Genomic DNA, 22,351 nt, shown 5'->3' with positions numbered 1-22,351 from the left:
TTCGGATCGCCGGGGAAGTGTCAAGCGGACCGGCCAAAATCGGCCTGAAGTTTGAAGGGGCTCGACAACCCAATCGAGGACCGCCGAGCCCCATGAGACTCGATCAGGCGTTATAGGTCGTCGAGGCCGTGGTCCCGCCTCGGCCGGTCCAGTTGGTGTGGAAGAACTCGCCCCGGGGCTTATCGACCCGCTCGTAAGTGTGGGCCCCGAAGAAGTCACGCTGGGCCTGGAGCAGGTTGGCGGGGAGCCGACCGCATCGGTAGCCGTCATAATAAGCGAGGGCCGAGGACATGGTGGGTACCGGGATGCCCTGGGTCGCGGCGGCGGCGACGACCCTCCGCCAGCCGGCCTGGGCCCGGTCAATCTCGCCCGTGAAGTAGGGGTCGAGAAGGAGGTTCGCCAGCTTCGGATCGCGGTCGAAGGCCTCCTTGATCTTGCCCAGGAACGCGCTCCGGATGATGCACCCTCCGCGCCACATCAGGGCCACGCCGCCGTTGTTGATCTCCCAGCCGGAATCCTTGGCCATCGCGTTCATCAGGGCGTAGCCCTGGGCGTACGAGATGATCTTGCTGGCGTAGAGGGCCATTTCCACGTCATCGATGAAGGCCTTCGGATCGGCGACCGTCGAGGGCTTGGGCCCCTTGAGGATCTTCTCGGCGGCGACCCGCTCGTCCTTCTGGGCCGATAGGCATCGGGAGAAGACCGACTCGCCGATCAGGGTCAACGGGACGCCCAGGTCGAGCGCCGAGGTGACGGTCCACTTACCGGTCCCCTTCTGCCCGGCCTTGTCGAGGATCAGGTCGACCATCGGCTTGCCGGTGGCCTCGTCCGTGAAGCCGAAGATGTCGCGGGTAATCTCGATCAGGTAGCTATCCAACGGCCCGGTGTTCCAGCGGGCGAAGACCTCGTGGAGCCCGGGGGCGTCGAGCCCGACCAGGTCCTTCATGAGGTGATAGGCCTCGCAGATCAGCTGGATGTCGCCGTACTCGATCCCGTTATGGACCATCTTGACATAGTGGCCCGCCCCTTCGTTGCCGACCCAGTCGCAGCAAGGGGTACCGTCGGCCACCTTGGCGGCGATCGCCTGGAAGATCGGCTTGACCGACTCCCAGGCGGCGGGATCTCCCCCCGGCATGATCGACGGGCCTTTGAGCGCCCCTTCCTCGCCGCCCGAGACGCCGGTCCCGACGAAGAGGAGTCCCTTCTCCTTCAACGCCCGGGTCCGCCGGGTGGTGTCGGGATAGTGGGTGTTGCCGCCGTCGATCAGGATGTCGCCCGGTTCCATCAGGGGGGCCAGTTCGTCGATCACCGCGTCGACCGCGGCCCCGGCCTTGACCATGATCATGATCTTCCGAGGGCGCTTCAGCGAGGCGACCAGATCCTTGACGTTGTGGCAACCGACCAGCTTCTTCCCCTTGCCGCGCCCCTCGACGAATTCGTCGACCTTGGAGGTGGTCCGGTTGAAGACGGCCACGGTGTAGCCATGGCTCTCCATGTTCAGGACGAGGTTCTCGCCCATCACGGCGAGTCCAATCAGGCCCATGTCGGCGGTCGGTTGTGCCATCGCTTTTGCTCGATCATCCTCGGAGATTGGATCGGTCGGGAAACTCAAGGGAGTAGTGAGGCCACCGCGATCGGCGATCCCGGAGCGCTCAGCGGAGCCATGCTACCCGACTCGGGCACAATCGTCACCTCCGCGTAACCGAACCTTCCCCGTCGGGACCGGGATTCCGATCGCGCTCCAGGTGGGGATCGACCAGATTCCGGATTCGGAGGAGCGCTATTTTGACGGTATCTCAGCCCTTCTTCCAGGGCGGGACCTCGGGTAGGAGGGCCAGGAATGCTTCGATCCGGGCGTCCATGTAAGTCCCGGCATAGGTCCCTTCGAAGAATTGGGGGAGCGCCTCGTCAAGGAACCGCCGCCACGATTGATCCTCGGCTCCTGGGTCGATCGGGTAGAAGAGGACCCCGTTCGCCCGAGCGGCCTCGAGGTCGCCCGGTGCATCGCCGATCATCAGGATTTTCTCGGCTTCATAATGCCCCACGGCGGCCCTGGCCAGGACGTCCTTCTTACTGCCGACTTCCTGACCGGCGATCAGGGCGACGAAGTCGCGAAGTCCGTGCTCGCGCCACTCACGCTCCAGGGCGTCTTTCGGGGTGGCCGAGACGACCATGACATCGGCCCGACCCCGGAGTGCCTCCAGGCTCTCGCGGACGCCAGGGAAGGGGGGGACGTCGCGAACAATCTCGCTGATGGACTGGTTCACGGCGTCACTCCAGGCCAATGCCTGGATGAGATCGGGATCGCCGGTCCGTTCGACTTCGGCTTTCAGGGCGGGATTCGAGAGCTTCGGGTCGCCGGCGAGCCAGGCCCGGAGGCCGGTCAGTGGGGGGAGGCTCACCCCTCGCTGCGCCACCTCGGGACGTTCGGCCAGGAGATCCAGTGTCATGGCCAGGCCGGGGAAGCGATTGATCCCTCGCCACCTCGAGTAGAGGTTGAGGAATTCGGCAACCTCGCGAGCCATTCGCGAGACCGAAGCCAAACCGAAAGTCTGGACGATGTTAGGAATGAAGCATTCCTTGTGCTTCACCTCCATCGTGTCGAACGCGCAGCCGTCGCTGTCAATCCCGACGAAGAAATCGTGGGCCTTCTGGAAGTCGCGTAGCGTCGTCGGGGCGGCGTCGGGGGTCATCGGGGGTTCCTTGACTCGTACCGCGATCCTCGCGGTCGGGGCAGTTCCATCGGTCCTGAGGCTGTTCGCGATCGTAGACGGACGATCCGGGATTGTCCAGTTCCGAGGTGAGTGCCGAAGGCCACCCCCTGACCTCTTTCGCGATCGACGTGCTAAGCGAGCCCTCAATCCTTCGAAAGTAAGAAGCGAGCCGCGATCTGGCCTTTGAAGGCTGGCGGCACGCGAACGAAGGAGACGATCTTGCAGAAAATTGGCAGCTTCGTGCGGGATATTCTGACGCCCCTCGTCATCCTGATGACGGGCGGGCTGGTGGCCCACGACCATTTCTATCGAAGCGTACCGGGCGCGATCCCGGGAGTCGTCAACGGCAGGGCACTCGGCCGGGCCTATGCGCCGATCGTTGTCTCCAGTCTGGCCGATGGCTGGATCGCCGCGGCCGAAGCCCTAGAGCGGGGACAGTCCGTCTCCGAGGCCCAGGGCGTCCTCCAGTCGACCTGGCAATCGATCCGGACCCGGGAATTCCGGGCCAAGGTCGCCCCGGAGTTCTCGAGCATCCTGCCGGAAGGGTCCGAGCCGACCGATCCGGCCCGGCGGACGGAGGTCATTCGTCTCTGGCGCGAATTCGCCGAAGGCCTGAAAGGAGGCCGATGATGGACACTCCCATCCTGGGCGGCTGGATTCAGGATCCCGAGCAGGTGGACCGACACCTCTCCCTGATCCCCCGGCCCCTCTTCAGCGAGGCCGCGCCCCGCCTGAGCGGATCGGGGACCGACGAGACCGTCTTGCTCTATAAAGCGTTCAAGGATGTCAATCAGGGGGCTTATTTCGATTACCCAGCCCAGACCATCGGAGATTGTGTCGGTCAAGGATTCGGCCACGGGATCGACCTGCTCTCCGCCGCCGAGATCTCGATCCGGGGCGAGAACATGGGATTCGTTCCGACATCCACGGAAGCGGTCTACGGGATGGCCCGAGTCGATATCGGCGGCCAGATCGGGTCGTATTCCGATGGCGCGGTCGGTGCCTGGGCGGCCCGAGCCGTCAGGGTCATCGGGACTGTTGGTCGAGACGTGGTCGGCCCGTACGACGGGCGAAGGTCCAGGGATTGGGGGGCTCGCGGCCTCCCTCCGGAGCTGAAAACCATCGCGGCTCGGCACCGGGTCCGGACCGTCTCGATGGTCTCGACCTTCGAAGAACTCGAAGACGCGATCGCCAACGGATATCCGGTCCCGGTCTGCTCCACGCAGGGGTTCACCATGGTCCGGGACGCCGAGGGCTTTTGCAGTCCGCAAGGTGTCTGGGGGCATTGCATGTTGATCGTCGGCATCCGGGGTGGGTCACGGCCAGGGGCCTGCATCTTCCAATCCTGGGGGCCGAAACTCCCAACCGGGCCGCTGGGGCTCGATCAACCGCCCAATTCGTTCTGGGCCGACCGTGAGGTCGTGGTCGGGATGCTGGCCTGCCGCGACTCCTGGGCCCTCTCGCAGTTCGAGGGTTACCCTCCTCGGGCCATGCCCGAACATTGGTCCTACGACGGATTCGCCTGATCGGGATCCGATCCATCCACGATCGCTTCCGGCTTATCTCAACGCTTCCACCACCACGGAACTCTCTCGTTTCAACCAGGGCCTATCGGCCCGGAAAGGTCTCAAGATGCCTTCGGCATTCAAGTTTCTCACGACCGTGAAAGGGTCAATCCAGGGCTACATCAATTCTCAGGAGCTCAACCGGGCGATCCTGACCGCTCTCGGTTCCGGCTCACTCCTGGGCATCATCATCCTCGTCCTCCAGTCTGTACTGGCTCATACCTCGGAGATCTTCCCCAACCCCACGATCTCCTCGCTCGCAACGATGTTCCTGACCCTCGTCCTGGACCTGGTTCGTCGTCAAAACCAGGGAGAACTGGCCAAACCAAGCTCGAAATAACCTACCAAGGAGTTTGAAGGACCCTTGACGCGGGCCGGAGGAGCCGGGCCGCAACGCGGAGCAGCTCTCAAAATCAAGACGATGTTCGCATCGGTCGTCACAATCTCACCGTTCGCCCATAAATCTACCCTGCGAGCGCGAAGTTTGAGAGTGATCCGCCACGACCGATTGTCGTATCATAGAGAGCCGGTTCGGTATCCGTGGCCTGTAGATCGGCCACCCAGGGGGGACCGAGCGACGACAGGGTGATCGATGGTTCGCTAGGAGCGCAGCGCCGTGGCCACTTCCGACAAACCGAAGCCGGCCGACTCCGTCCCGTCAGACCTCCTGCCGATCATACGGAACTCGGGAGTCCTCACGGAGAAGCAGTTCACGGACGTCCGATCCAAGGTGATGGCCGGAGATTATCCCGTCGAATCGAAGGCGTTGGCGACTCGACTGGTCCGCGACTCGATCCTCACCGATTATCAGGTTCGTCGCTTCCTCCTCGGCAAATCGCATGGGCTGCTCGTCGGCAAATATGTGATCCTCGATCGGTTGGGGTCGGGCTCGATGGGTAGGGTCTACCGGGCCCACCACCCCCTCATGGGACGAATCGTCGCGTTGAAGATCATCGCCCCGGAGATCGTCTCCAACGAACGCGTCGTCGCCCGGTTCCAACGAGAGATGCGGTTGGTGGGGAAGCTCGACCATCCCAACGTGGTCCGGGCCTTCGATGCGGACCAGACCAATGGCGTCCTTTACATCGTCATGGAATACGTCTCCGGACTGAGCCTGGGACAAAGGTTGAAGGAAGGAACGATCGCCCCGGTCGACGCCGTGAGCTACGCCGCACAGGCCGCCCTGGGGCTGGCCCATGCCCACGCCCAGGGGATCGTCCACCGCGACATCAAGCCATCCAACCTCTTGCTCAATGACGAGAAGCAGGTGAAGGTCCTCGACCTGGGCCTCGGCGTCCTGATGGACGGCGACGAGCATGCGACCTTCGCCACGGCCGATGGAGTAGCCGTAGGGACGGTCGATTACATGTCACCCGAGCAAGCCTGCGGACGCGACGTCGACGGCCGGAGTGACCTCTTCAGCCTGGGCTGCTCGCTCTACCACATGATCACCGGCAAGCAAGCGTTCCCCGGCGACACACCGATCGAGCGACTGGGCCGGCGAATCAACAACAAACACGTGTCGATCACCGAGATCAGGCCGGATCTCCCCTCCAGTCTGGTCAACGTGCTCGACAAGCTCCTTGCCAACAAGCCGCAGGATCGATTCCAGACCGGCGAGGAAGCCGCCGAGGCACTCACGGCCCTGATTCGCCCGAGGAAGCAGGTCCAGGCCGTTCCCGCCCGGAAGGCCGTTGCCGAACCCAAGCCCGAGGCCGTTCCCGCCGGCCCACCCCCGGAACCGGTCGTCGTGACCGTCCGTCCCGAATACCCCGCCTGGTTCCGCCCCCTCGCCCTCCTGGCCGAAAATCGACCCGTTCCGGCGTTGCTGGCGGTTCTCGGATCGCTCGGAATGGCCGGTCTCGTCGGTTTCGCGATCGGTTGGTTGCTCAGGGGTTGAGAGCAATCGGCGATCGACCAACACCGAGCAGACGCCGGATTGGGTCGCGGAGCGCCTCGGCCATTGACTGATAACCTCCCGGCGACGGATGCAAGTCATCCATCATCAGATTCACGTCGATTCGTCCATCGGGTCGAAGGAAACTCGCTCCGACGTCGAGATAGTCCACGCCCGTCCGAGACGCCCAACGCTCGATGATCTCGTTCACCCGGCCTGCCGCGACCCGGAGGGGATCGCTTGCCCTGGACCCTCGGGGCAGCAAGCCAAGCAGGAGAATCCTGGTCGAGGGGCTGGCCTGCCGGATCCGATCGACGACCGCGGCGATCCCCGAAGCGGTCGCTTCGACCGATTGCCCCGAGGTCAGGTTGTTGGTGCCGATCAACACGACCGCGACTCGAGGATGACCGTCGAGTTCGCCGTCATCGATCCGATGGAGGAGATGTTGTGTCTGGTCCCCGGGGAATCCGAAATTGACCGCCTTCAGCGGAGCGAATTCCGATCTCCAGCTGGGATGCCCCAGGTCGTTCCGCGAGTCATCGCCCCAGGCGTAGAAGATCGAGTCGCCCAGGAAAACCAGGTCGGCATCGGCTCGCCGGGCTCGATCGACATAATTTTGATGCGTCTGGGTCCAGCGATCGGGATCCCCCTCCCACTCGCCCGAACGTACCGCCGGTCGATCGGCGCGATCCTCGCGACGGGACCGCGCCCCCGAGGCGAAATCCTCCGCCAGCCCGATCGCACTCACCGCGATGAAAGCGATCTGAATCCCTCGGATCGCGGACCTGACCTTCATCTCCGACTCTCCATCCGACTCAAAGACATCACCGACGCACTCAAGAGCCGAAGGAAGGCAAGGTCATCGTGGATGCTTCACCGTCTCGGCTCGTTGACCCGAGATTCGAAGTCGCCGGGAGCTGCCCCACCCTCCCCGGTAGACTGGTAAACCGGCGATCAATCAGGGCATAGAACGCCCAGCCGGCGAGGACCGAACCGATTGTGACCGCCGGGATCATGATCAGAGCCCTCGGCCAGAACCCTGAGATTCCCGCCTCGGCCAGCGCTGCATTCCCGACGGTGCACACCGGCAGATGGATCAGGTAGATCGCATAGCTCCGACGCCCGATCGCCCGGAGCCCATCGAGTCGGCGAATCCTCGCGATCGCGTTATCCCACCGATGAAATCCGATCAGTATCAGACCAAAACTGGCCGCCGCCACCGTGGAGACCATCGACTGATGCCAACCGACCAAGACAAGCCCGACCAATCCCAGTTCGACGGCCCGCTTCTCGACCTCCGACTTCGCGACATTGATCCGCCAGTAAAGGGCCAGTCCAACCGCGAACTCATGCCAGAGATCGGGGAAGAGACCGAAATAGGAGGGAAGCCAACCGAAGTCCGCCAGGACGACCCGGAGCCCGACGATCACGAAGGTCGCGATCCTCAGGGCCGCGTGGAGCCGCTTCGGGGCGAAAATCAAGGCCAGGAAACAGATCAGGTAGAACTGTTCCTGGTAACAGAGGGCCCAGGCCACACGATTGAGAAGAAGTGGTGTGGAACCACCGACGAGGGGTCGCCAGGTCTCGGTCAGCGTGAAGTTGCCGAACCATTGAGCGCGGTTCAATTCGAGAGGGGATGCCAGTTCCAGCCCGACTCCGGTCCGATGTAACCAATCCAATCCCACTCGATCGATCGCCATCACCAGCAGGCCGATCACTGCAATCGAGGCCCAGTAGGGGGGAAAGATCCTCCAGAGTCGTCGAGCGAGGAATTGCGACGGTGGCATCCCCTTTCGCCGTGAGGAATCCAGGCTCGAAGCGATGCAGTAGCCGCTGATCACGAAGAAAAGCGGGGCTCCGACGTTCAGTTGGAGAAGCCAAACGATCCCTCGACGGACGAAACCCTCGAAATTCGAAGCATCCCCCGCCCCGCTCCAGAGGGCCACGCCGGCGTGCTCCAGGACCACGACCAGGCAGACAATCCCTCGCCAGACGTCCAGCGCCTGGTATCGTGTCTTCGCGACTTGAGGGCGATCCATGTCATTTCTCGCGTATGAATCGACGCGAAAGCCAACGCCGGGCGCGCAGGGCGATCCTCGACTCCTCGATGGCCTTCGGAGCTGCCAAATTACCGTAGGCCGCAACGAGCGAGATTGGCTCGCCCGGAACGGACCGCTATGACATTTCGAGGATGGTTCACCCGAGCGGGAGAGCGAATCCATCCAACTCGGCGGAGAGTCATTCGGCGAGAGAAGGGAGGACCTTTTCTCCATCCCGATCCGCACGATAGCCTGAAGTAGCGTCGAGTCCTCGGGGGTTGGTCCCTACTTTTTTCCCAGGCGTCGGTTTTGTGGAGACGAGAATCGGTGGAGCTTCCCGGCAACATCGTCTAGGATCGAGCAGCAGCACTGGAGGGCGTCACGAGCCAGAGTCTTCGTCGAACCTCGGTCGAGCAAGAACGGCACGATCGCCGCTTGGTATCATCCGACACGACGTAACAGGTTAAACCTGAGGCTCATGATGGATTCCGGGGTGGTGCCAGCAATTGGGCGATCAGGGCACCCAGTAGCCGCTTTCCTCTCGCCCGGATGTTGTGCACGAACTCGAAGAAACCCAGGTACAGCGGTAGGCTCTCCTGGGGGATTCCTCGGTGAGGCCGCAGCCACGAGCGGAGCAGCGACCAGAACCCTTCGAGCGTGTTGACATGGACCTCGCAGAAGCCATCGCCATCGTCGTCCCGGGCGAACTCGCCCGCCCCGTGGCAGACCGTCTTGTGGCCATAACCCCACTCCACCAGGCGGCCATAGATGTCGTATTCATCGGTGTAGACCAACGTCCCCTTGGCGATCATCCGATCGATCAGGGGCTTGATGGTCACCTGCTGGACGTTCTCCAGCATCCGGATCACGACCTAGCCTCCACGCTGCAACATCCCGAAGATCGGCGGCTTCTCCTTGGCCAGGGTGCCCCGACCTCGCTCGCCTCTCAGGCGTCGCCTTCGGGGGAGGCGGCCTTTTTTTTGACCGCCTCGGGATGACCCTTATGTCCGGCCACCACATAGACTTCGTCGCACTCGACCTCCCCCTCCAGCACGACCGGAGGACAACGGTCGACCATCCCCTGTCGGAGTCGCTGGATCATGGCCCGGGCATCATCCTTGTTGATGTCGAGTTCCTGGGCGATCTGCAATCCCGAGAGGTTCAGCCCCATCAGATAGAGGCAGGCGATCCAGGTCCTCAGCGGCAGGTGATGGCCGGCGAAGATGGTGTCGGTGAGGTCGTCGAAGCGTCGGCGGCAGCCCCGGCACTCGTAGCGTTGACGGAGTGGCTGAGTGTCGTCCTTGCCGTTCTTGATGACCGAGTCCGAGGAGCACTTGGGACAGGTCACGCCGTCAGGCCACCGCATGCCCCGGATGGTGTCGAAGCACTTGGCGTCGTCGAAGAGATCCTGGATGTTGACCATCGTGCGACGCCTCGGGGCGGGGAAGTCGGGATCAGCGGGGCGGACAGATCGCCCGACCGAGGAGACCGATTGTATCCACTGAGTGGCCCTTGCGGATCACCACCCCGGAATCCATCATGAGCCAAACCTGATTCAACAGAGGAGTGGCAGGATCGTCTCGGTGGGGTATCGACCTTGATGATTGCGACCACCGCATCGTCCCGGCTCCCGTAAGTCGGGTCAATAGGACCCGAGGAACAAGGCGTGGCTCGACCAGGACACCCCTGCGGCGATCAAAGCCGCAATCTGCATCACGAACACCGCTCGGATGACCGTCTCGCGGGTGATCGGTCGGATCGGGTCTCCGAGGAACGGCATGTGGTCGGGAACACCGCCATAGGTCGCCCTTCCTCCCAGTCGAACGCCCAGGGCCCCGGCGATGGCTGCCTCTCCCCAGGCGGCGTTGGAACCGGGATGTTTCCGACCATCTCGCCAGCCGATCCGTAGTGCCGCCAGGCCCCGTTCGCCAACGAGGGTCGCGGCCAGTGCGATCAGGAGCCAGGTCATTCGAGCCGGGATCAGGTTCGCCAGGTCGTCGATTCTCGCGGAAAATCGGCCAAGGTATCGATATCGAAGACTCCGATGGCCGACCTTGCCGTCCAGTGTATTCACCGCCTTGTATGCCCAGAGCCCGGCCGGGCCTCCGATCGCGAACCAGAATAGCGGGGCAACGACGGCATTGTTGGTGTTCTCGCCGACGGTCTCAATGCAGGCTCGGGCGATCTCGGAATCGTCCAGATGCGCCGTGTCACGTCCCACGATCCGGGATAGCTCGCGACGAGCGGTCGCGAGGTCGGGAGCCTCGGAAGCCCGGAGTGCCTCATCGCCGAGACTCCGGATCGCCAATCCCCAGTAGATCAGGAGGGCCCGGACCACCAGAGTCGCCGGTCCTCCGATCAGGCCGGCGAGATCTGTCAGGAGCCACACGATGGAGACAGCACATCCGACCACGAACAGGGCCAGGATCACGCCAGCAACGAGTTCGGCGGTCGGGCCCCCGCCGAGCCTCCTCAGGACGATTCGAAGCGCCTGCTCACTCCATCGGATCAGCCATTCCAGGGCCAGGACCGGGTGTGGCCAACCCCGGGGATCGCCGAGAATCAGGTCCAGCGCGACTCCCAGCGGGAATGCCGCAAGGCCCCAGTAATCCGCCCCGACTTGCTGAATCGTGATCGACATGAAGGCCCCGACACTCCTCCGAAGAATCTTCGCGTGTTCAAACCGAGACCGACCCAAGGTCGATCTGAGATCGGAGCAGATCGGCCAGGGCCCCGTGCCAATCGGCCAGGATCCGGCGGAAGGGCGCGGAGACGGTGCTCCTGCCGAGGGGGACGACCTCACCCGGGATCAACAAGGCCTTCGAGGCTCCCGTCATCCATTCGGGTCCGATCGGAGGACTTCGTTCAGGACTTTCAGGAGCCGATCGTTCTCCTCGGGCTTGCGGACGGCCACTCGGATGTGGCCTCGGGTGGCCACGAGCTGGTCGGGGCCGGTCAAGAGCGACCCGACCTCCAGTCCGGGATGGTCGGAGCATTCGCGGACGAAGAACCCACGGAAGGCCAGGGCCTCCTGAAGCCGGGCCGAATCCCAGTCGGTCTGGGTGAGGCTCACCAGCGCGAAGTTCGGGAGCGGGGGAGTCCCCGCAGGCCGGACTCGGTCGGGCCAGGCCGGTCGGAGGCCGGGGATTTCCCAGAGCCGGTCGACCAGGCGAGTCGATTCCGGGGCGAGTTGCTCCACGGAGCGTTCGAGAAAGTCCAAGTCCTCAAGGGCCGCGAGCGCGGCGGCCTCGGCCGGGGCCGTCACGGTCCAGGGATCCTGGTACTGCCGGAGCCTGGTGATCATATCCGGCGAGCCGACGGCGTATCCCACACGAAGTCCGGGGAGGCCATAGGGCTTGGTGAACGATCGGAGCACCAGGAGATTATCCCGAGCGGCGGCGGCGCCGATCAGCGTCCGATCGTCCGCATCCGTCATGAGGGGCAGGAAGCACTCGTCGACCACCGTGAGCAGCCCGAGCGTGGCGTCGGCGAAACGCTCGATCGTGGATCGGTTCCAGGTCCGCCCCGTCGGATTGTTGGGATGACCGGTCCAGAAGATCCCGGCGGCCTCCCAGGGCAAGACATCCTGCTCCCACCCGAGTATGTGCTCGCCCCAGACCTGCGCCCTCATCTCGTTCAGGGCGGAAATACGGCGATACTCGCCATACGTCGGGTCGATCAGGTGTGAGAGCGGCTTCGATGGGTCGCCGAGTGCCTGGGCGTGAAAGGCCAGGACCTCGCGGAGTGACTGGCCGATCAGCCCGATCAGCTCAGTAACGCCAGCCCCGACGATCACTCGATCGACAGGTACGCCGTGATACTCGGCCAGGCGTTCGGTGAGTCGCGGAGCCCCCGGCTCCGGGTATCGGTCGGCCCTCCCCAGGGCCTCTCGGGCCGCCTCGATCGCGGCCGGAGGCGGCCCGAACGGATTGAGGCTCGCCGAGAAGTCCAGCAAGGGGGCCGACCCCAACCCGAGTCGGCGGCGGATTCCCGAGGGGTCGCCGCCGTGGGTAATCGGGAACTTCACGGGCCACCTCGTTCTGCCATTTCCGCATTAATGGTGCGAAGCGCCATGCGCCGCGGCGGGCTTGGGTTCGGGCTTCTCCGGTGCGAAAACGGAATCCAGCGCCGCAGGAAGTTCCGGGTAAAGGTACGAATAGCCCAACTCCTCGGCCCGTCCCGGGAGAACTCGCTGGCCGGTGGTGACGACCTGCGCCTTCTCACCAAGTGCGGCCCTGAGGACGATATCGGGCGGACCAACCGGCAGGAACGGACGGTGCAGGACCCGGGCCAGCTCTTTCGAAAAATCGCAATTTCGGACCGGCTTGGGTGCCGTGCCGTTGATCGGGCCCCGCGCCGAAGCATCGTCGAGCGCCAGGAGGAACAGGCCGACGATGTCCTCCAGGTGAATCCAGCTAATCCACTGCCGACCCTTTCCGGGATGATAAGGGTGGCCGCCATTGCCCACCGGCGCCGCGCCTCCGGGCAGCCACTTGAAGATCGGGACCATCACGCCCAGCGCCCCTTCGCCCTGCCCCAGGACCACGCCGGTCCGGATCGTGGCCAGGCGGACGCCCAGGGATTCCACCGGCCGAGCGGCGGCCTCAACGTCCCGGCAGACTTTCGCCAGGAAGTCGGTCCCCGGCGGACTTCCTTCCTTCAGAATCTCATCGTCCCGAGGCCCGTAATATCCGATGGCCGAACCTTGAACGAATACCCCCGGCCGTTTCCGGGCCTCGGAGATCGCCTTGATGAGCTGATCGGTCGCCAGGACGCGGCTCTCGCGGATCTGACGCTTGAATTCGTCGTCCCAGCGACCCCCGAAGATGCTCTGCCCCGCGAGATTCACGACGGCATCGAAGCCGTCGATTTCCTCTTGCCAGGATCCTTCCTTGGTCGGATCACCCTCGATCACCGCGATCCCGCGCATCGAGGCTTTTCGACGAGTCTGGTTGGAGTCTCGGGAAAGGACGACCGGCTGGTCGCCTCGCTCGATCAAACGACGCGCCAGCCGGCGGCCGATCATGCCGGAGCCGCCGGTGATGAAGACTCGCATGGGCGAAGGAACTCTCGAAGAGGTGATTGACGGAAAGGCGCGAGGGCACCCGAAGAGTCGACATCTTCGGGCAGTCCGGCCCCGGCGTCAAGCGGGCGTCACCGAGCGAGCCACGGCAGCCTCATCGGAACTTCATCAGATCCACCCAAGATCACCTCGTCTTCCGACCCAAATCGTTCCGTGTCAGTAGATAGCGACCGAAGAAATTGCGTTCGATCGGCCAGGCCCATTGGATCGGAGGGCCCCGAGTGGTATGTTAATGACTCGCGGTGGGGCGTCGAGCACGCCGGTCGACCGGGGCGAAGTTCGCGAGGGCCGATGGGGCCCGGGCGCGGATGTGTTGCCTACCCGGTGTTCACCGCGACGACATCCGGCAAAGGGGAGCCCTGGCCAAGATGAACCCCAGCGTCCGCAACCTGTTCGACCTCAAGCGGCTTCATTCCTACAAACGCCCCAGCCCCTTGATCCTGGTCAACGGCCTGGCCGAGCAATCCGAAAGTTGGTTCGCCAACCGCCGTCCGTTGTCCCGCCACTTCGACGTGAAGGTTCCCGAGATCCTCGTTTATGACGGCGATTCGCTCCATCGCCACATCGACGCCGGGGGCGAAATCACGGTCGACTATCTCGCCGATCGATTGGCGACCTACCTCTCCGAGTTCGTCCAGCGCCCGCCCTATCACCTGGTCGGGTCCAGCCTGGGCGGACAGATCTGCCTGACCCTGGCCGTCCGTCACCCCGAGCTAGTCTCGAAACTCGTCCTGATCGCCCCCTCGGGCCTCTACGGTGACGAGAATTTGCCGATGATCGACGGGGTCCGCCGAAGCCAGTACGACAAGCTGGTCAAGTCGGTCTTCCACCGGACTCACTTCGCGTCCGACACCCTGGTCGGTGCGTTCGAGGCGAAGTTCCAGAATCGGAAGTGGAAGAAGGGGGTCTTGCGGACGCTCCGGGGGACCGTAGGACACTCGGTCAACCCTCTCCTGGAGCAGGTCCCCCACCCGACCTTGCTGATCTGGGGCTCGGACGATCGGGTGATCTCCGACGTCGCCGGCTCGATGAAGGCGGCCGACCGGATGCTCAAGTCACGCCAGGTCCTGATTCCCAAGTGCGGCCATGCCCCGCAGATCGAGAAATCGAGGCTGGTCAACACGCTGATCACGCGCTTCCTCCGCGACCGGCTGAAGGCCATCCCCCCGATGCTCGACCCCGCTCGGATTCTGAACAAGGAATCCCGGCCGGTCGTGGCGAAGTCGGGCATCTTCCACGGTTAAGGGCGAAAGTCGTCGTCACGGTTGAGGAACGAGGATCGATGGCCGCTCTTTCGCAACCGTCAGTCCAGAACTTCGCGACCCTTCAGGCATCGACCATCCCGGTCATCGCGGTCGAAAGCCCGATGATGGTCGATTCCCGGACCCCTGGCCCCAGGCTTCGATGAGCGATTTCTCACTGTTCCTCGGCAAGTTCCTCCGCCACGGGACCAACATCGCCAGCCTGGCGCCGAGCAGCCCCTGGCTCTCGAAGGCGACGGTCGGCAATGTCGACTGGGCCAGTGCCAAGGTCATCGTCGAACTGGGAGCGGGGACCGGGCCGATCACTCGGGTCATCGCGGATAAGGCCAGCCCCGAAACCCGCGTGATCGTCCTCGAACGCGACGAGGATTTCGCCCGGCTCCTCCGCGAGCGATTCGCCCAGTATCCCCACTTCGACGTGATTGAAGGAGATGTCCGGGATCTCGCCGCGATGCTCTCCGAGCGGGGGATCGGCCGAGTTGATCATGTCATCTCCGGACTGCCGGTCCCCTCGTTCCCGAAGGATCTCCAGGAATCGTTATTCCAGGTCGTCCGCGAAGTTCTCGATCCTGCCGGGACTTACAACCAGATTACCGAGATCCCCTGGGTCTATCAGGGACTGTATCGCAAGTACTTCGACGACGTCCGGTTCGTCTTCGAGCCCCGGAACTTCCCCCCGGCGGGAGCCTATTACTGCCGGGGCATCAAAGGCTGACCCGCGATGAATGCCCCCCCTCTGATCGCCCGGGTCGCCGGGACCAGGCCCGTCCGACGGGCTGTGAATCGGGGATTTCAGGCCTATGCCCGGCATCGGACCCGATCCCTCGGGCAAATCGACCCCGTCCAGGTGCAGCGAACCTCGCTCCTGAGGCTCCTGGAGGCGGCCCGGTCAACTCGGTTCGGCCTCGACCACGGCTTCGGGTCGATCCTCAGCGTCGAGGAGTTCCAGTCCCGCGTCCCGCTCCGGACCTATGAGGCCCTCTGGGACGAGTACCTCAAGGACGCCTATCCCCGGTTCGAAAACCTGACATGGCCCGGCCTGATTCCGTATCTCGCCCTGACCAGCGGGACGACCCAGGGGGCGACCAAATACATCCCGGTCTCTCACGAGATGGTCGCCTCGAACCGCAAGGCGGCTCAGACGATGGTCGCCTACCATCTGGCGAACCGCCCGAATTCCCGCCTCTTTCGCGGCAAGATCTTCTTCCTCGGCGGGTCGACCGACCTCGAACGCCCCGCCGAAGGGGTCCGACAGGGGGACCTCAGCGGGATTGCCGCCGAGGAGGCGGGGACCTGGCTCCGGCCTTATACGTTCCCTCCGCTCGAAATCGCGCTGGAGTCGAACTGGGACCGCAAACTCGCGCTGCTGGCCGAGCGATCGGTCCCAGAGCCGATCTCGCTGATCGGCGGAGTGCCGAGCTGGCTGCTCGCGCTCTTCGAGCGTCTGAAAGGGCTGACCGGCAAGTCGACCGTCGCCGAGATCTGGCCCGATCTGGAAGTCGTCGTCCACGGCGGGGTCAAGTTCGACCCCTACCGGAAATCCTTCGAGGAAGTCCTCGGAAATCCCCGGATCCGCTTCCAGGAGACCTATCCCTGCTCGGAAGGCTTCATTGCCTTCGGCGATCCCGATTCCGGACTTCTCCGGCTCGTCCTGGATCACGGCCTCTTCTACGAATTCGTCCCGGTCGAAGAGCTGGGCTCGGAGCGGCCGACCCGGCACTGGCTGGGGAACGTCCGGGTGGGTGTGAACTATGCGATCGTGGTCTCCACTTGCGCCGGGCTCTGGGGGCACATCATCGGCGACACCGTCCGCTTCGAGTCTCTCAACCCGCCCTTGATCTCTTTCACCGGCCGGACCAAGTACACGCTCTCGGCCTTCGGTGAGCACCTGATCAGCGAGGAAGTCGAGGGGGCGATCTCCCGGGCCGCCTCGGAGACCGGCGCGGCGGTTGGCGAGTGGCACGTCGGCCCCGTCTTCCACGGGCCGCTCGGGCATCATCAATACATCGTCGAGTTCTTGAAAGCGCCCGACGACCTGGCCCGCTTCCGTCAGGTGCTCGACGCCGACCTTTCCCGACGAAATGCCGACTACCTCGCCCACCGGGCCGAGGGCGTCGGCCTCCCGCTGCCCTCGATGATCGTCGCCCGCCCCGGCGGGTTCGACGCCTGGATGCGATCCCGTGGCAAGCTCGGCGGCCAGCACAAGGTCCCGCGGATGGATAATACGGGGATCTTGACGGCGGAGATCGTCGGGATGCTTCGGACATCGGATCGGATCGATCGAGAACTGTTCGCCGGAGCTGTCTGACTCGGCGAATCCGCAGGCCGATCAGAGATCGCTCTTCGGGCCGACCGGCAACTTTCGGACGCGAAGGGCCTCGCGGGAGAGGCACTCCAGGATATAATTACCCTTAATTTCTTTGGTATAGCCATGATACTTCTGGGCCAGCTCGGGCAACTTGTGCTGGTCCAGGAGCTGGCCCACGAAGTAGCCGAAGCTCGCCTTCCCGCTATCCGGCATCGCGGCGAATAGCTCGGCGATCCCATCGAGGTTCGTCGACGCCGGCTCGGGCTTGCGGAGCCAGTCGCGGAGGAGCCCGCAAATTTTCGACATCCGGGGAGCATCCTTGACGTGGGCGGTGGCGAGCTCGTCGAGCGTCCGATCGCGGAGTTCGATCTCCCCCAGCTCATCAGCCAGGACGGCGATATGGACGTCCGAAAAAAAGATCCATTGCGAGTTGGAGTCGGGTTTATCCGCGACTTGTTGGTAAAACTCGAGAGCTTTTCTCGGTTGCTTGGTGAGTATGTAATACGCAGCAATCAATTCGAGTTGATCCGGGGTCCCGGACGGCCCGGCGTTGGCAACATATTGCCCCATCAGCTCTGAAGCGGTTGGCAGGTCGCCATGCCCCGTCCGGACGCAGAAGGAGAACCAGGCCGACCCGGTGCTGGGATAGCGATCCGACAGCCGACTGTACCAGAGCTCGGCCTGGTCCCAGTGGCTCATCAGCTCTTCGCATTCGGCGGCACATTGCATCGCCCACCCCGCCCAGGTCTGGGCGGCGGCGTCGGCGTAGGGCAGGGCCTTCTGGTATTCCTTTCGGCCCATGAAGTAGCGGGCGATTTCGACCTCTACCTTGGCGTGGTCGAGGCCAGCATCCTCCTGTATTAGGAAGAGATCGAGCGTCTCCTTCCAGAGGTCCATCTGGCCGAAGTTCTTGTAGATTGACGCCAGGGCCGCATAGGCTTCCTTGTCGGGCGAGATCTTGATCGATGCCTTCAAGATCCGTTCGGCGTCTTCCAGGCGTACCTCATTGGTGAGGCGTTTGCCGAGGGCAACCAGGACGTCGGGGTGCTGGTTATGCTCCGACTCCATCTTGGCCAGGAACTCCGGCTTCGCGGCAGGGCTCAACTCGATGGTCGCGGCGGCGCCGATCGGCGAGTATGGGCTCATTTCGAGCAATTCACTCGCCATGGAATCCTTGCCGTTGGAGGCGATCCATCGGACGATTGTGGCCCAATCACGCTCGACCCAGTCGGCATGGGTCATCAACAGATTGTAATTCGCAAAGTTTTGAATGTCGTCCATCGGGGCCCCGAACCGCTGGAGGGTCCGGACGTAGAAGAGTTCCGTCAATTCAAGGTCGGAGGTCCGCAAGGACTGGAGGCGGGCGAGCGTGGCACCGCCATCCGTCCGAGGATCGACGACGTAGGCCAGCACGAGCGGCCAGAACGGATGCTCGAAAGCGATCGGGTGGACCTGCTTCACGAACTCGTCGACCGGGACGCTCCACAATGTGACCATGAACTCGACCCGGCGGATCACCTGTGCGAATCGGGCCTCGCGGATCATCTGGCCCAGGCCCGCCCAGGATGGTTCGAACGTGTCGGCAGCGTCTCCCCCCGCGGCGAGGAGGCCCCGGACGATCCCGACCTCGTCCTCGCGATCTTCCTTGATGATCCGTACGACCTCATCGGGGAGATCGCCCACCAACTTCAAATCGCGGGGGACTGATTCGTCGAACAGTTTCAGCCCCTCGATCGTGGCGACCTGGAGATGGCCGAGCTTCTGGATCTGGCAGGCGGCGTCGTTCACCCAGAGGCAGTCGGGGTTGACCCGCTGGGCGAACTGGGCCACCTCCAGGGCGAGACTCGTGGCACTGGACTGCTCCACGGTCATCATGGCGAAGATCGATGCGAGCGAGGCCCGGGCCGGATCGGAGGCGGCGGCCAGGAGCGCCCGGGTGTCGAACTTGCAGAGATAGTCCACCAAGTTGACCCAACTCGGCGGGGTCGGCCTCCGATCGGCGGGCAGGGCCTCGATCAACTCCCCGGCCTGCTTCAAGTCATCCAGGGCCTCGGCATGAAGCCCGATCACCCCTCCGACATAGGCCCTGATCCAGTAAGACCCGGGCGAGCGGGGTTGGCGGGCCATCAGACGCTGGGCGTACAACAGAGCCCTGGCCTCGAACGCCTTGTGTGCCGCGCTCCAATGGTATTCGCTCAGCAAGCCGAGGTTGGCGTAGCCTCGGGCCAGGAACCCCAGCCGATCGGGCGTCGGGTCCGAAGGCTCTCCTTGGGCCAGCGAGCGAAGCGCGGAGTATTGAGAGATGAAGGTCATCCGGTCGAGGGCATTCACGACACCCTCGGAGACGTCGATGCTCGCCGATTTCTTCCTCGAGCCGGGGGAGACGATGTGCTTCTTCAAGGCTTCGACGAGGCTGCCGCGCGAGAGAAGTTCGAACTGCTCGGTGAGCTTGCCGAGACGCGTGACCTCCGTCGTGGGGACGGTCTGCTTGCTCGACCAGATTTCCTCACCCCCTTTTCCGGGGCGACAGAGCGTGAATTTGATCTCGCCGTTCCGGGCGAGCGAGTAATTCAGCTCGAATTGGGGTTCGCCGGATTTCGAGGGATCGATCGGCTCGCCGATCAATTCGTCCCGAACCAAGGCCCCCAACCCGTCACGCGCCGCGATCAGGAACGTCTGTCGGAACAACTCGCGGATCAGGATTCGATGAAGGAAGAAATTATAGTCTTCACCGACCCCGACGGCCTTCGAGAGGGAAACGACCGGCCGATCCGCGCCCTGTCGGATATAGACCAGGCTCCGATCATGGTAGACCGGCGCCCCCGGATGACCCGCCTTCGAGGGGTCGGCCACCTGATCTTCCGGACCTTCCCCGACGCCAGGGATTCTTCCCGAGCCGTTTCGGAGTTCTCGAAGCTGTTCGTTGACCCGTATTCCCGCCACGACCAGGGCCGACAATGCCAGGACGACCACGATCCCCCGACCCAATCGTCGACCGAGGCCATCGGAGGATGTCCCAGGATTTGCGAGCCTCCCCGCCTTTTCCAGACGATCGCCGGGTTGTTGATGCGTTGAACCGTCGCCCAGACCATCTTCGTGAGTCGAGGACATCGATCGGCACCTCGTCGGTATGTCGTTCGCCATGCATGCATCAAGCAGGTGATTTATGGCGATTGACATTAATCGAGCGACATGATCAATGCGAAGAATTTCCTCTAACTACCAAATTTTGAATTTTTGATGATCCATGGGAAACAAAATCGCAACATGCACGGGATCAAGCCGCTCGGCTCCTCGTCGAGCTATTTCGGAGACAATCTCGAGCCGGGGGTGTTGATCGCTATCTTCGAAAATCAGGTGGTCTTCACGCGCCCCAATGGATGCCGCACCGCGATCCCCATCAGCCACGTCGGGCCGATCCAGCTCAGCCCCCCGAATGCTCCCCGATTCAGGCCGCCGCCTTCTTCCGGGCGATGAGCTTCGAGATCTGGTCGACCGAGTCGAGGTTCTCGACGCCGGCCTCGTGGGCCTCCACGGTTACTCCAAACCGATCTTCCAGGAAGACCACCAGCTTGAGTGTCCTGATCGAGTCGAGGATTCCGCCGGTGATCAGCGGGGTTTGATCGGTCAGTTCCGCGGGGTCCTCGCCCGGGAGGAACTGGTCGAGGATGTAACCATGGACGGCCGAGCGTATCTCTTCCATCGGAACCTCCTTGTCGCGACGGGACCGGCGAAAATCGCCGATTTTCTCGGGTTTTCCCCTGATACGGCGACCTTACCAATCCCCGACTTTCGGGTCAATCCTGGCATTTATGTCAAGTCGTCGGATCGTCGAGACCGATCTAATCGTCAAGGGCCGCCAGGTCATCGGCATCTCTCGTCCGCCGATGACCACTCTCGGTCCCCGGAGCAGGACGAGGACCGCCTCGACTCTTAGAGGATCACGGCCGATGATCGCATGGATGGCTTCGGCCCGGGCAAGACAACGGTTCGGGGTGATTGCACTGCTGGCCTTCACTGGATTGACCGCCGGCTGCGGGCTAGTCGGCAAGCACAAACAACAGCCGGGTATCGTCGACCCACATCAGCCGAAAGAGCTGGAGATGGTCTCGATGCCGCCGTACATTATCGAGCCGCCCGACGAGTTGGAGATCTCGGTCCGGCCTGCTTCGATGGAGTTGCCGCTCACGACCGCGATCGTCCAGGCCGATGGAGTGGTTGATCTGGGATTTGCCGGGGACGTCTACCTTTCCGGCCTGACGCTCGCCCAGGCCGAGCAGAAGGTGGCCGAGCACCTCGACCCGATCGCCCAGCGCAAAAAGCTCCGCGATCCCGTGGAGGTCTCGATCCGGCTCCTCAATGGCAGTCAAAGCAAGTATTACTACGTGATCGGCTCGGTCACGACCCAGGGGCGATTCCCGATCGCCGGCAATGAGACCGTCCTGGAGGCGATCCTCGCCGCCGGGCTCCGCTCGAATAGCCAGCCCGAAAAGGCCTATCTGGTCCGCCCCCACCCGCCTAATGGCAACGATCAGATCCTCAAGATCGACTGGGAAGGGATCACCCAGCGGGGAGATACCATGACCAATTACCAGATCTTCCCCGGCGACCGACTGGTCGTCCCGGGTGGCCGACCGCCTGGGCTCCTCGGCTCGCTGTTCGGGATGTAAACCAGAGAAAAACGGTGGCCGTTTCATCGGACGATACGTTCGATGGATCGGCCAACCTTCATTTCTCGATGATCAATAGTTCGTCAACGGTTCTTCGACGGCGGCGGACTCGCGAGCCCAGCCGATGAGCGCGTCGGGGAGGTCTTCCCCGGCAATCTTGCCCACCCTTGTCGTGTCTTCGGGGGTCATCGGGAGGTGGCGATGTCCTTCTGCTGGATCCTGGAATCCCAGGAGCAGGCGTCTCGCATCGGTAGGATTTTGAGCTCGGGAGCCAGTCGGTCGGCCAGCTTCTTCTCCCAGGTCTTCCACTTCCCCTTGATGAACCGGACCATGAACCAATTGCCCAGAGCCAGATGGGCCTCGGGAGTTGGAGCATCGAGATGCGTCGACTCGGCAGTCAAAGTTTCCGCGGTCTTTCATTCAGTCAACCGGCAACTTGAAGTGGGGATTCTCGATCAGGCCGATGATGTTTCCGAACGGGTCGGCGACGCTGGCCACCCGGATGCCGCCTCCCACTTCTTTGATGGGCGAGACGACCGCCGCGCCAAGCCCGACGAATCGTTCGAATGCCGAGGTGATCGCCTCGACACCCCAGTAAGCGACTGAACCCCCGGGACCGGGTGGTCCTACCGTCAAGTCTGGGTCGAGACCGAGTTCGTAGCCGCCGATATTGAAGCCAACATAAAACGGCTCGTCGAAATAAGGGGCGGTCGCGAAGACCTCGCGATACCAGGCCTTCGCCCGTTCGAGGTCTCCCACCCGATAGATTACCGTTCTCAGGCCTAAGATCATGTTCGTTCACTTCCCCGAGGA

Annotated in this window: 20 protein-coding genes and 1 pseudogene; 8 read left to right on the top strand and 13 right to left on the bottom strand. The window is 63.3% G+C overall.

Going from position 1 to position 22,351, the window contains the following annotated elements; translation table 11 throughout:
- Window positions 1-103: 103 nt before the first annotated feature.
- Complete coding sequence (gene gnd, locus P12x_RS17880) at window positions 104-1,564, bottom strand: decarboxylating NADP(+)-dependent phosphogluconate dehydrogenase (RefSeq protein ID WP_435005804.1); 1,461 nt, start codon at window positions 1,562-1,564, stop codon at window positions 104-106.
- Between the two features lie 232 nt (window positions 1,565-1,796).
- The gene (locus P12x_RS17875) at window positions 1,797-2,693 is read right to left on the bottom strand and encodes an HAD family hydrolase (RefSeq protein ID WP_435005802.1); all 897 of its coding nucleotides are present in this window, start codon (window positions 2,691-2,693) and stop codon (window positions 1,797-1,799) included.
- A 240-nt stretch (window positions 2,694-2,933) separates the two neighbouring features.
- Here P12x_RS17875 and P12x_RS17870 point away from each other — a divergent pair, with 240 nt between their 5' ends.
- From P12x_RS17870 to P12x_RS17855, 4 genes are all read left to right on the top strand, one after another.
- The gene (locus P12x_RS17870) at window positions 2,934-3,344 is read left to right on the top strand and encodes a hypothetical protein (RefSeq protein WP_435005801.1); all 411 of its coding nucleotides are present in this window, start codon (window positions 2,934-2,936) and stop codon (window positions 3,342-3,344) included.
- On the top strand, window positions 3,341-4,240 hold the full coding sequence (locus tag P12x_RS17865) for a hypothetical protein (RefSeq protein WP_435005799.1): 900 nt from the start codon (window positions 3,341-3,343) through the stop codon (window positions 4,238-4,240). Before P12x_RS17870 ends, P12x_RS17865 begins: the two co-directional genes overlap by 4 nt.
- A gap of 106 nt (window positions 4,241-4,346) precedes the next feature.
- A complete protein-coding gene (locus tag P12x_RS17860; protein ID WP_435005797.1) occupies window positions 4,347-4,619 on the top strand; it encodes a hypothetical protein in 273 nt (90 codons plus the stop codon).
- A 276-nt stretch (window positions 4,620-4,895) separates the two neighbouring features.
- Entirely contained in the window at window positions 4,896-6,179 is a 1,284-nt protein-coding gene (locus P12x_RS17855; RefSeq protein ID WP_435005795.1) for a serine/threonine-protein kinase, read from the top strand.
- Here P12x_RS17855 and P12x_RS17850 read toward each other — a convergent pair.
- The 7 genes and pseudogenes from P12x_RS17850 to P12x_RS17820 all read right to left on the bottom strand — a co-directional run bounded on the left by P12x_RS17850 (window position 6,169) and on the right by P12x_RS17820 (window position 13,271).
- Complete coding sequence (locus tag P12x_RS17850) at window positions 6,169-6,972, bottom strand: GDSL-type esterase/lipase family protein (protein WP_435005793.1); 804 nt, start codon at window positions 6,970-6,972, stop codon at window positions 6,169-6,171. The two genes, P12x_RS17855 and P12x_RS17850, sit on opposite strands and share 11 nt — an antisense overlap.
- Window positions 6,973-7,012: 40 nt before the next feature.
- A complete protein-coding gene (locus P12x_RS17845) occupies window positions 7,013-8,215 on the bottom strand; it encodes an acyltransferase family protein (protein WP_435005791.1) in 1,203 nt (400 codons plus the stop codon).
- A 476-nt stretch (window positions 8,216-8,691) separates the two neighbouring features.
- Window positions 8,692-9,638: pseudogene (locus tag P12x_RS17840) on the bottom strand (IS1595 family transposase).
- A 219-nt stretch (window positions 9,639-9,857) separates the two neighbouring features.
- Window positions 9,858-10,856 (bottom strand): adenosylcobinamide-phosphate synthase CbiB, encoded by a 999-nt coding sequence (gene cbiB, locus P12x_RS17835; protein ID WP_435005790.1) that lies wholly within the window; start codon window positions 10,854-10,856, stop codon window positions 9,858-9,860.
- Window positions 10,857-10,893: 37 nt separating this feature from the next.
- A complete protein-coding gene (locus P12x_RS17830) occupies window positions 10,894-11,052 on the bottom strand; it encodes a hypothetical protein (RefSeq protein WP_435005789.1) in 159 nt (52 codons plus the stop codon).
- The gene (locus P12x_RS17825; RefSeq protein WP_435005787.1) at window positions 11,049-12,242 is read right to left on the bottom strand and encodes a pyridoxal phosphate-dependent aminotransferase; all 1,194 of its coding nucleotides are present in this window, start codon (window positions 12,240-12,242) and stop codon (window positions 11,049-11,051) included. The genes P12x_RS17830 and P12x_RS17825 overlap by 4 nt, the downstream gene beginning before the upstream one ends.
- Window positions 12,243-12,269: 27 nt before the next feature.
- Complete coding sequence (locus P12x_RS17820) at window positions 12,270-13,271, bottom strand: TIGR01777 family oxidoreductase (protein WP_435005785.1); 1,002 nt, start codon at window positions 13,269-13,271, stop codon at window positions 12,270-12,272.
- 395 nt (window positions 13,272-13,666) lie between these two features.
- Here P12x_RS17820 and P12x_RS17815 point away from each other — a divergent pair, with 395 nt between their 5' ends.
- From P12x_RS17815 to P12x_RS17805, 3 genes are all read left to right on the top strand, one after another.
- A complete protein-coding gene (locus P12x_RS17815) occupies window positions 13,667-14,542 on the top strand; it encodes an alpha/beta fold hydrolase (protein ID WP_435005783.1) in 876 nt (291 codons plus the stop codon).
- 160 nt (window positions 14,543-14,702) lie between these two features.
- Entirely contained in the window at window positions 14,703-15,275 is a 573-nt protein-coding gene (olsG, locus tag P12x_RS17810; RefSeq protein WP_435005782.1) for an ornithine lipid N-methyltransferase, read from the top strand.
- Between the two features lie 6 nt (window positions 15,276-15,281).
- The gene (locus tag P12x_RS17805; RefSeq protein WP_435005781.1) at window positions 15,282-16,868 is read left to right on the top strand and encodes a GH3 family domain-containing protein; all 1,587 of its coding nucleotides are present in this window, start codon (window positions 15,282-15,284) and stop codon (window positions 16,866-16,868) included.
- A 21-nt stretch (window positions 16,869-16,889) separates the two neighbouring features.
- On the opposite strand, the gene P12x_RS17800 is transcribed toward P12x_RS17805, so the two are convergent.
- Together P12x_RS17800 and P12x_RS17795 are read right to left on the bottom strand one after the other, a co-directional pair.
- Window positions 16,890-19,979 (bottom strand): hypothetical protein, encoded by a 3,090-nt coding sequence (locus P12x_RS17800; RefSeq protein WP_435005780.1) that lies wholly within the window; start codon window positions 19,977-19,979, stop codon window positions 16,890-16,892.
- 337 nt (window positions 19,980-20,316) lie between these two features.
- The gene (locus P12x_RS17795) at window positions 20,317-20,571 is read right to left on the bottom strand and encodes an acyl carrier protein (protein WP_435005778.1); all 255 of its coding nucleotides are present in this window, start codon (window positions 20,569-20,571) and stop codon (window positions 20,317-20,319) included.
- A gap of 247 nt (window positions 20,572-20,818) precedes the next feature.
- Here P12x_RS17795 and P12x_RS17790 point away from each other — a divergent pair, with 247 nt between their 5' ends.
- Window positions 20,819-21,538: a polysaccharide biosynthesis/export family protein gene (locus P12x_RS17790; protein ID WP_435005776.1), complete on the top strand. Its 720-nt coding sequence runs from the start codon at window positions 20,819-20,821 to the stop codon at window positions 21,536-21,538.
- A 185-nt stretch (window positions 21,539-21,723) separates the two neighbouring features.
- Here P12x_RS17790 and P12x_RS17785 read toward each other — a convergent pair whose 3' ends face one another.
- Entirely contained in the window at window positions 21,724-21,939 is a 216-nt protein-coding gene (locus P12x_RS17785; protein ID WP_435005774.1) for a hypothetical protein, read from the bottom strand.
- Window positions 21,940-21,958: 19 nt separating this feature from the next.
- Window positions 21,959-22,330, bottom strand: coding sequence for a VOC family protein (locus P12x_RS17780; protein ID WP_435005772.1), 372 nt, complete (start codon window positions 22,328-22,330; stop codon window positions 21,959-21,961).
- Window positions 22,331-22,351: the final 21 nt, after the last annotated feature.

The organism is Tundrisphaera lichenicola, from assembly GCF_051175385.1.
Lineage (GTDB): Bacteria > Planctomycetota > Planctomycetia > Isosphaerales > Isosphaeraceae > Tundrisphaera > Tundrisphaera lichenicola.
The sequence above is the reverse complement of the archived record's forward strand: the minus strand, read 5'-3'. Positions and strand labels throughout refer to the sequence as shown.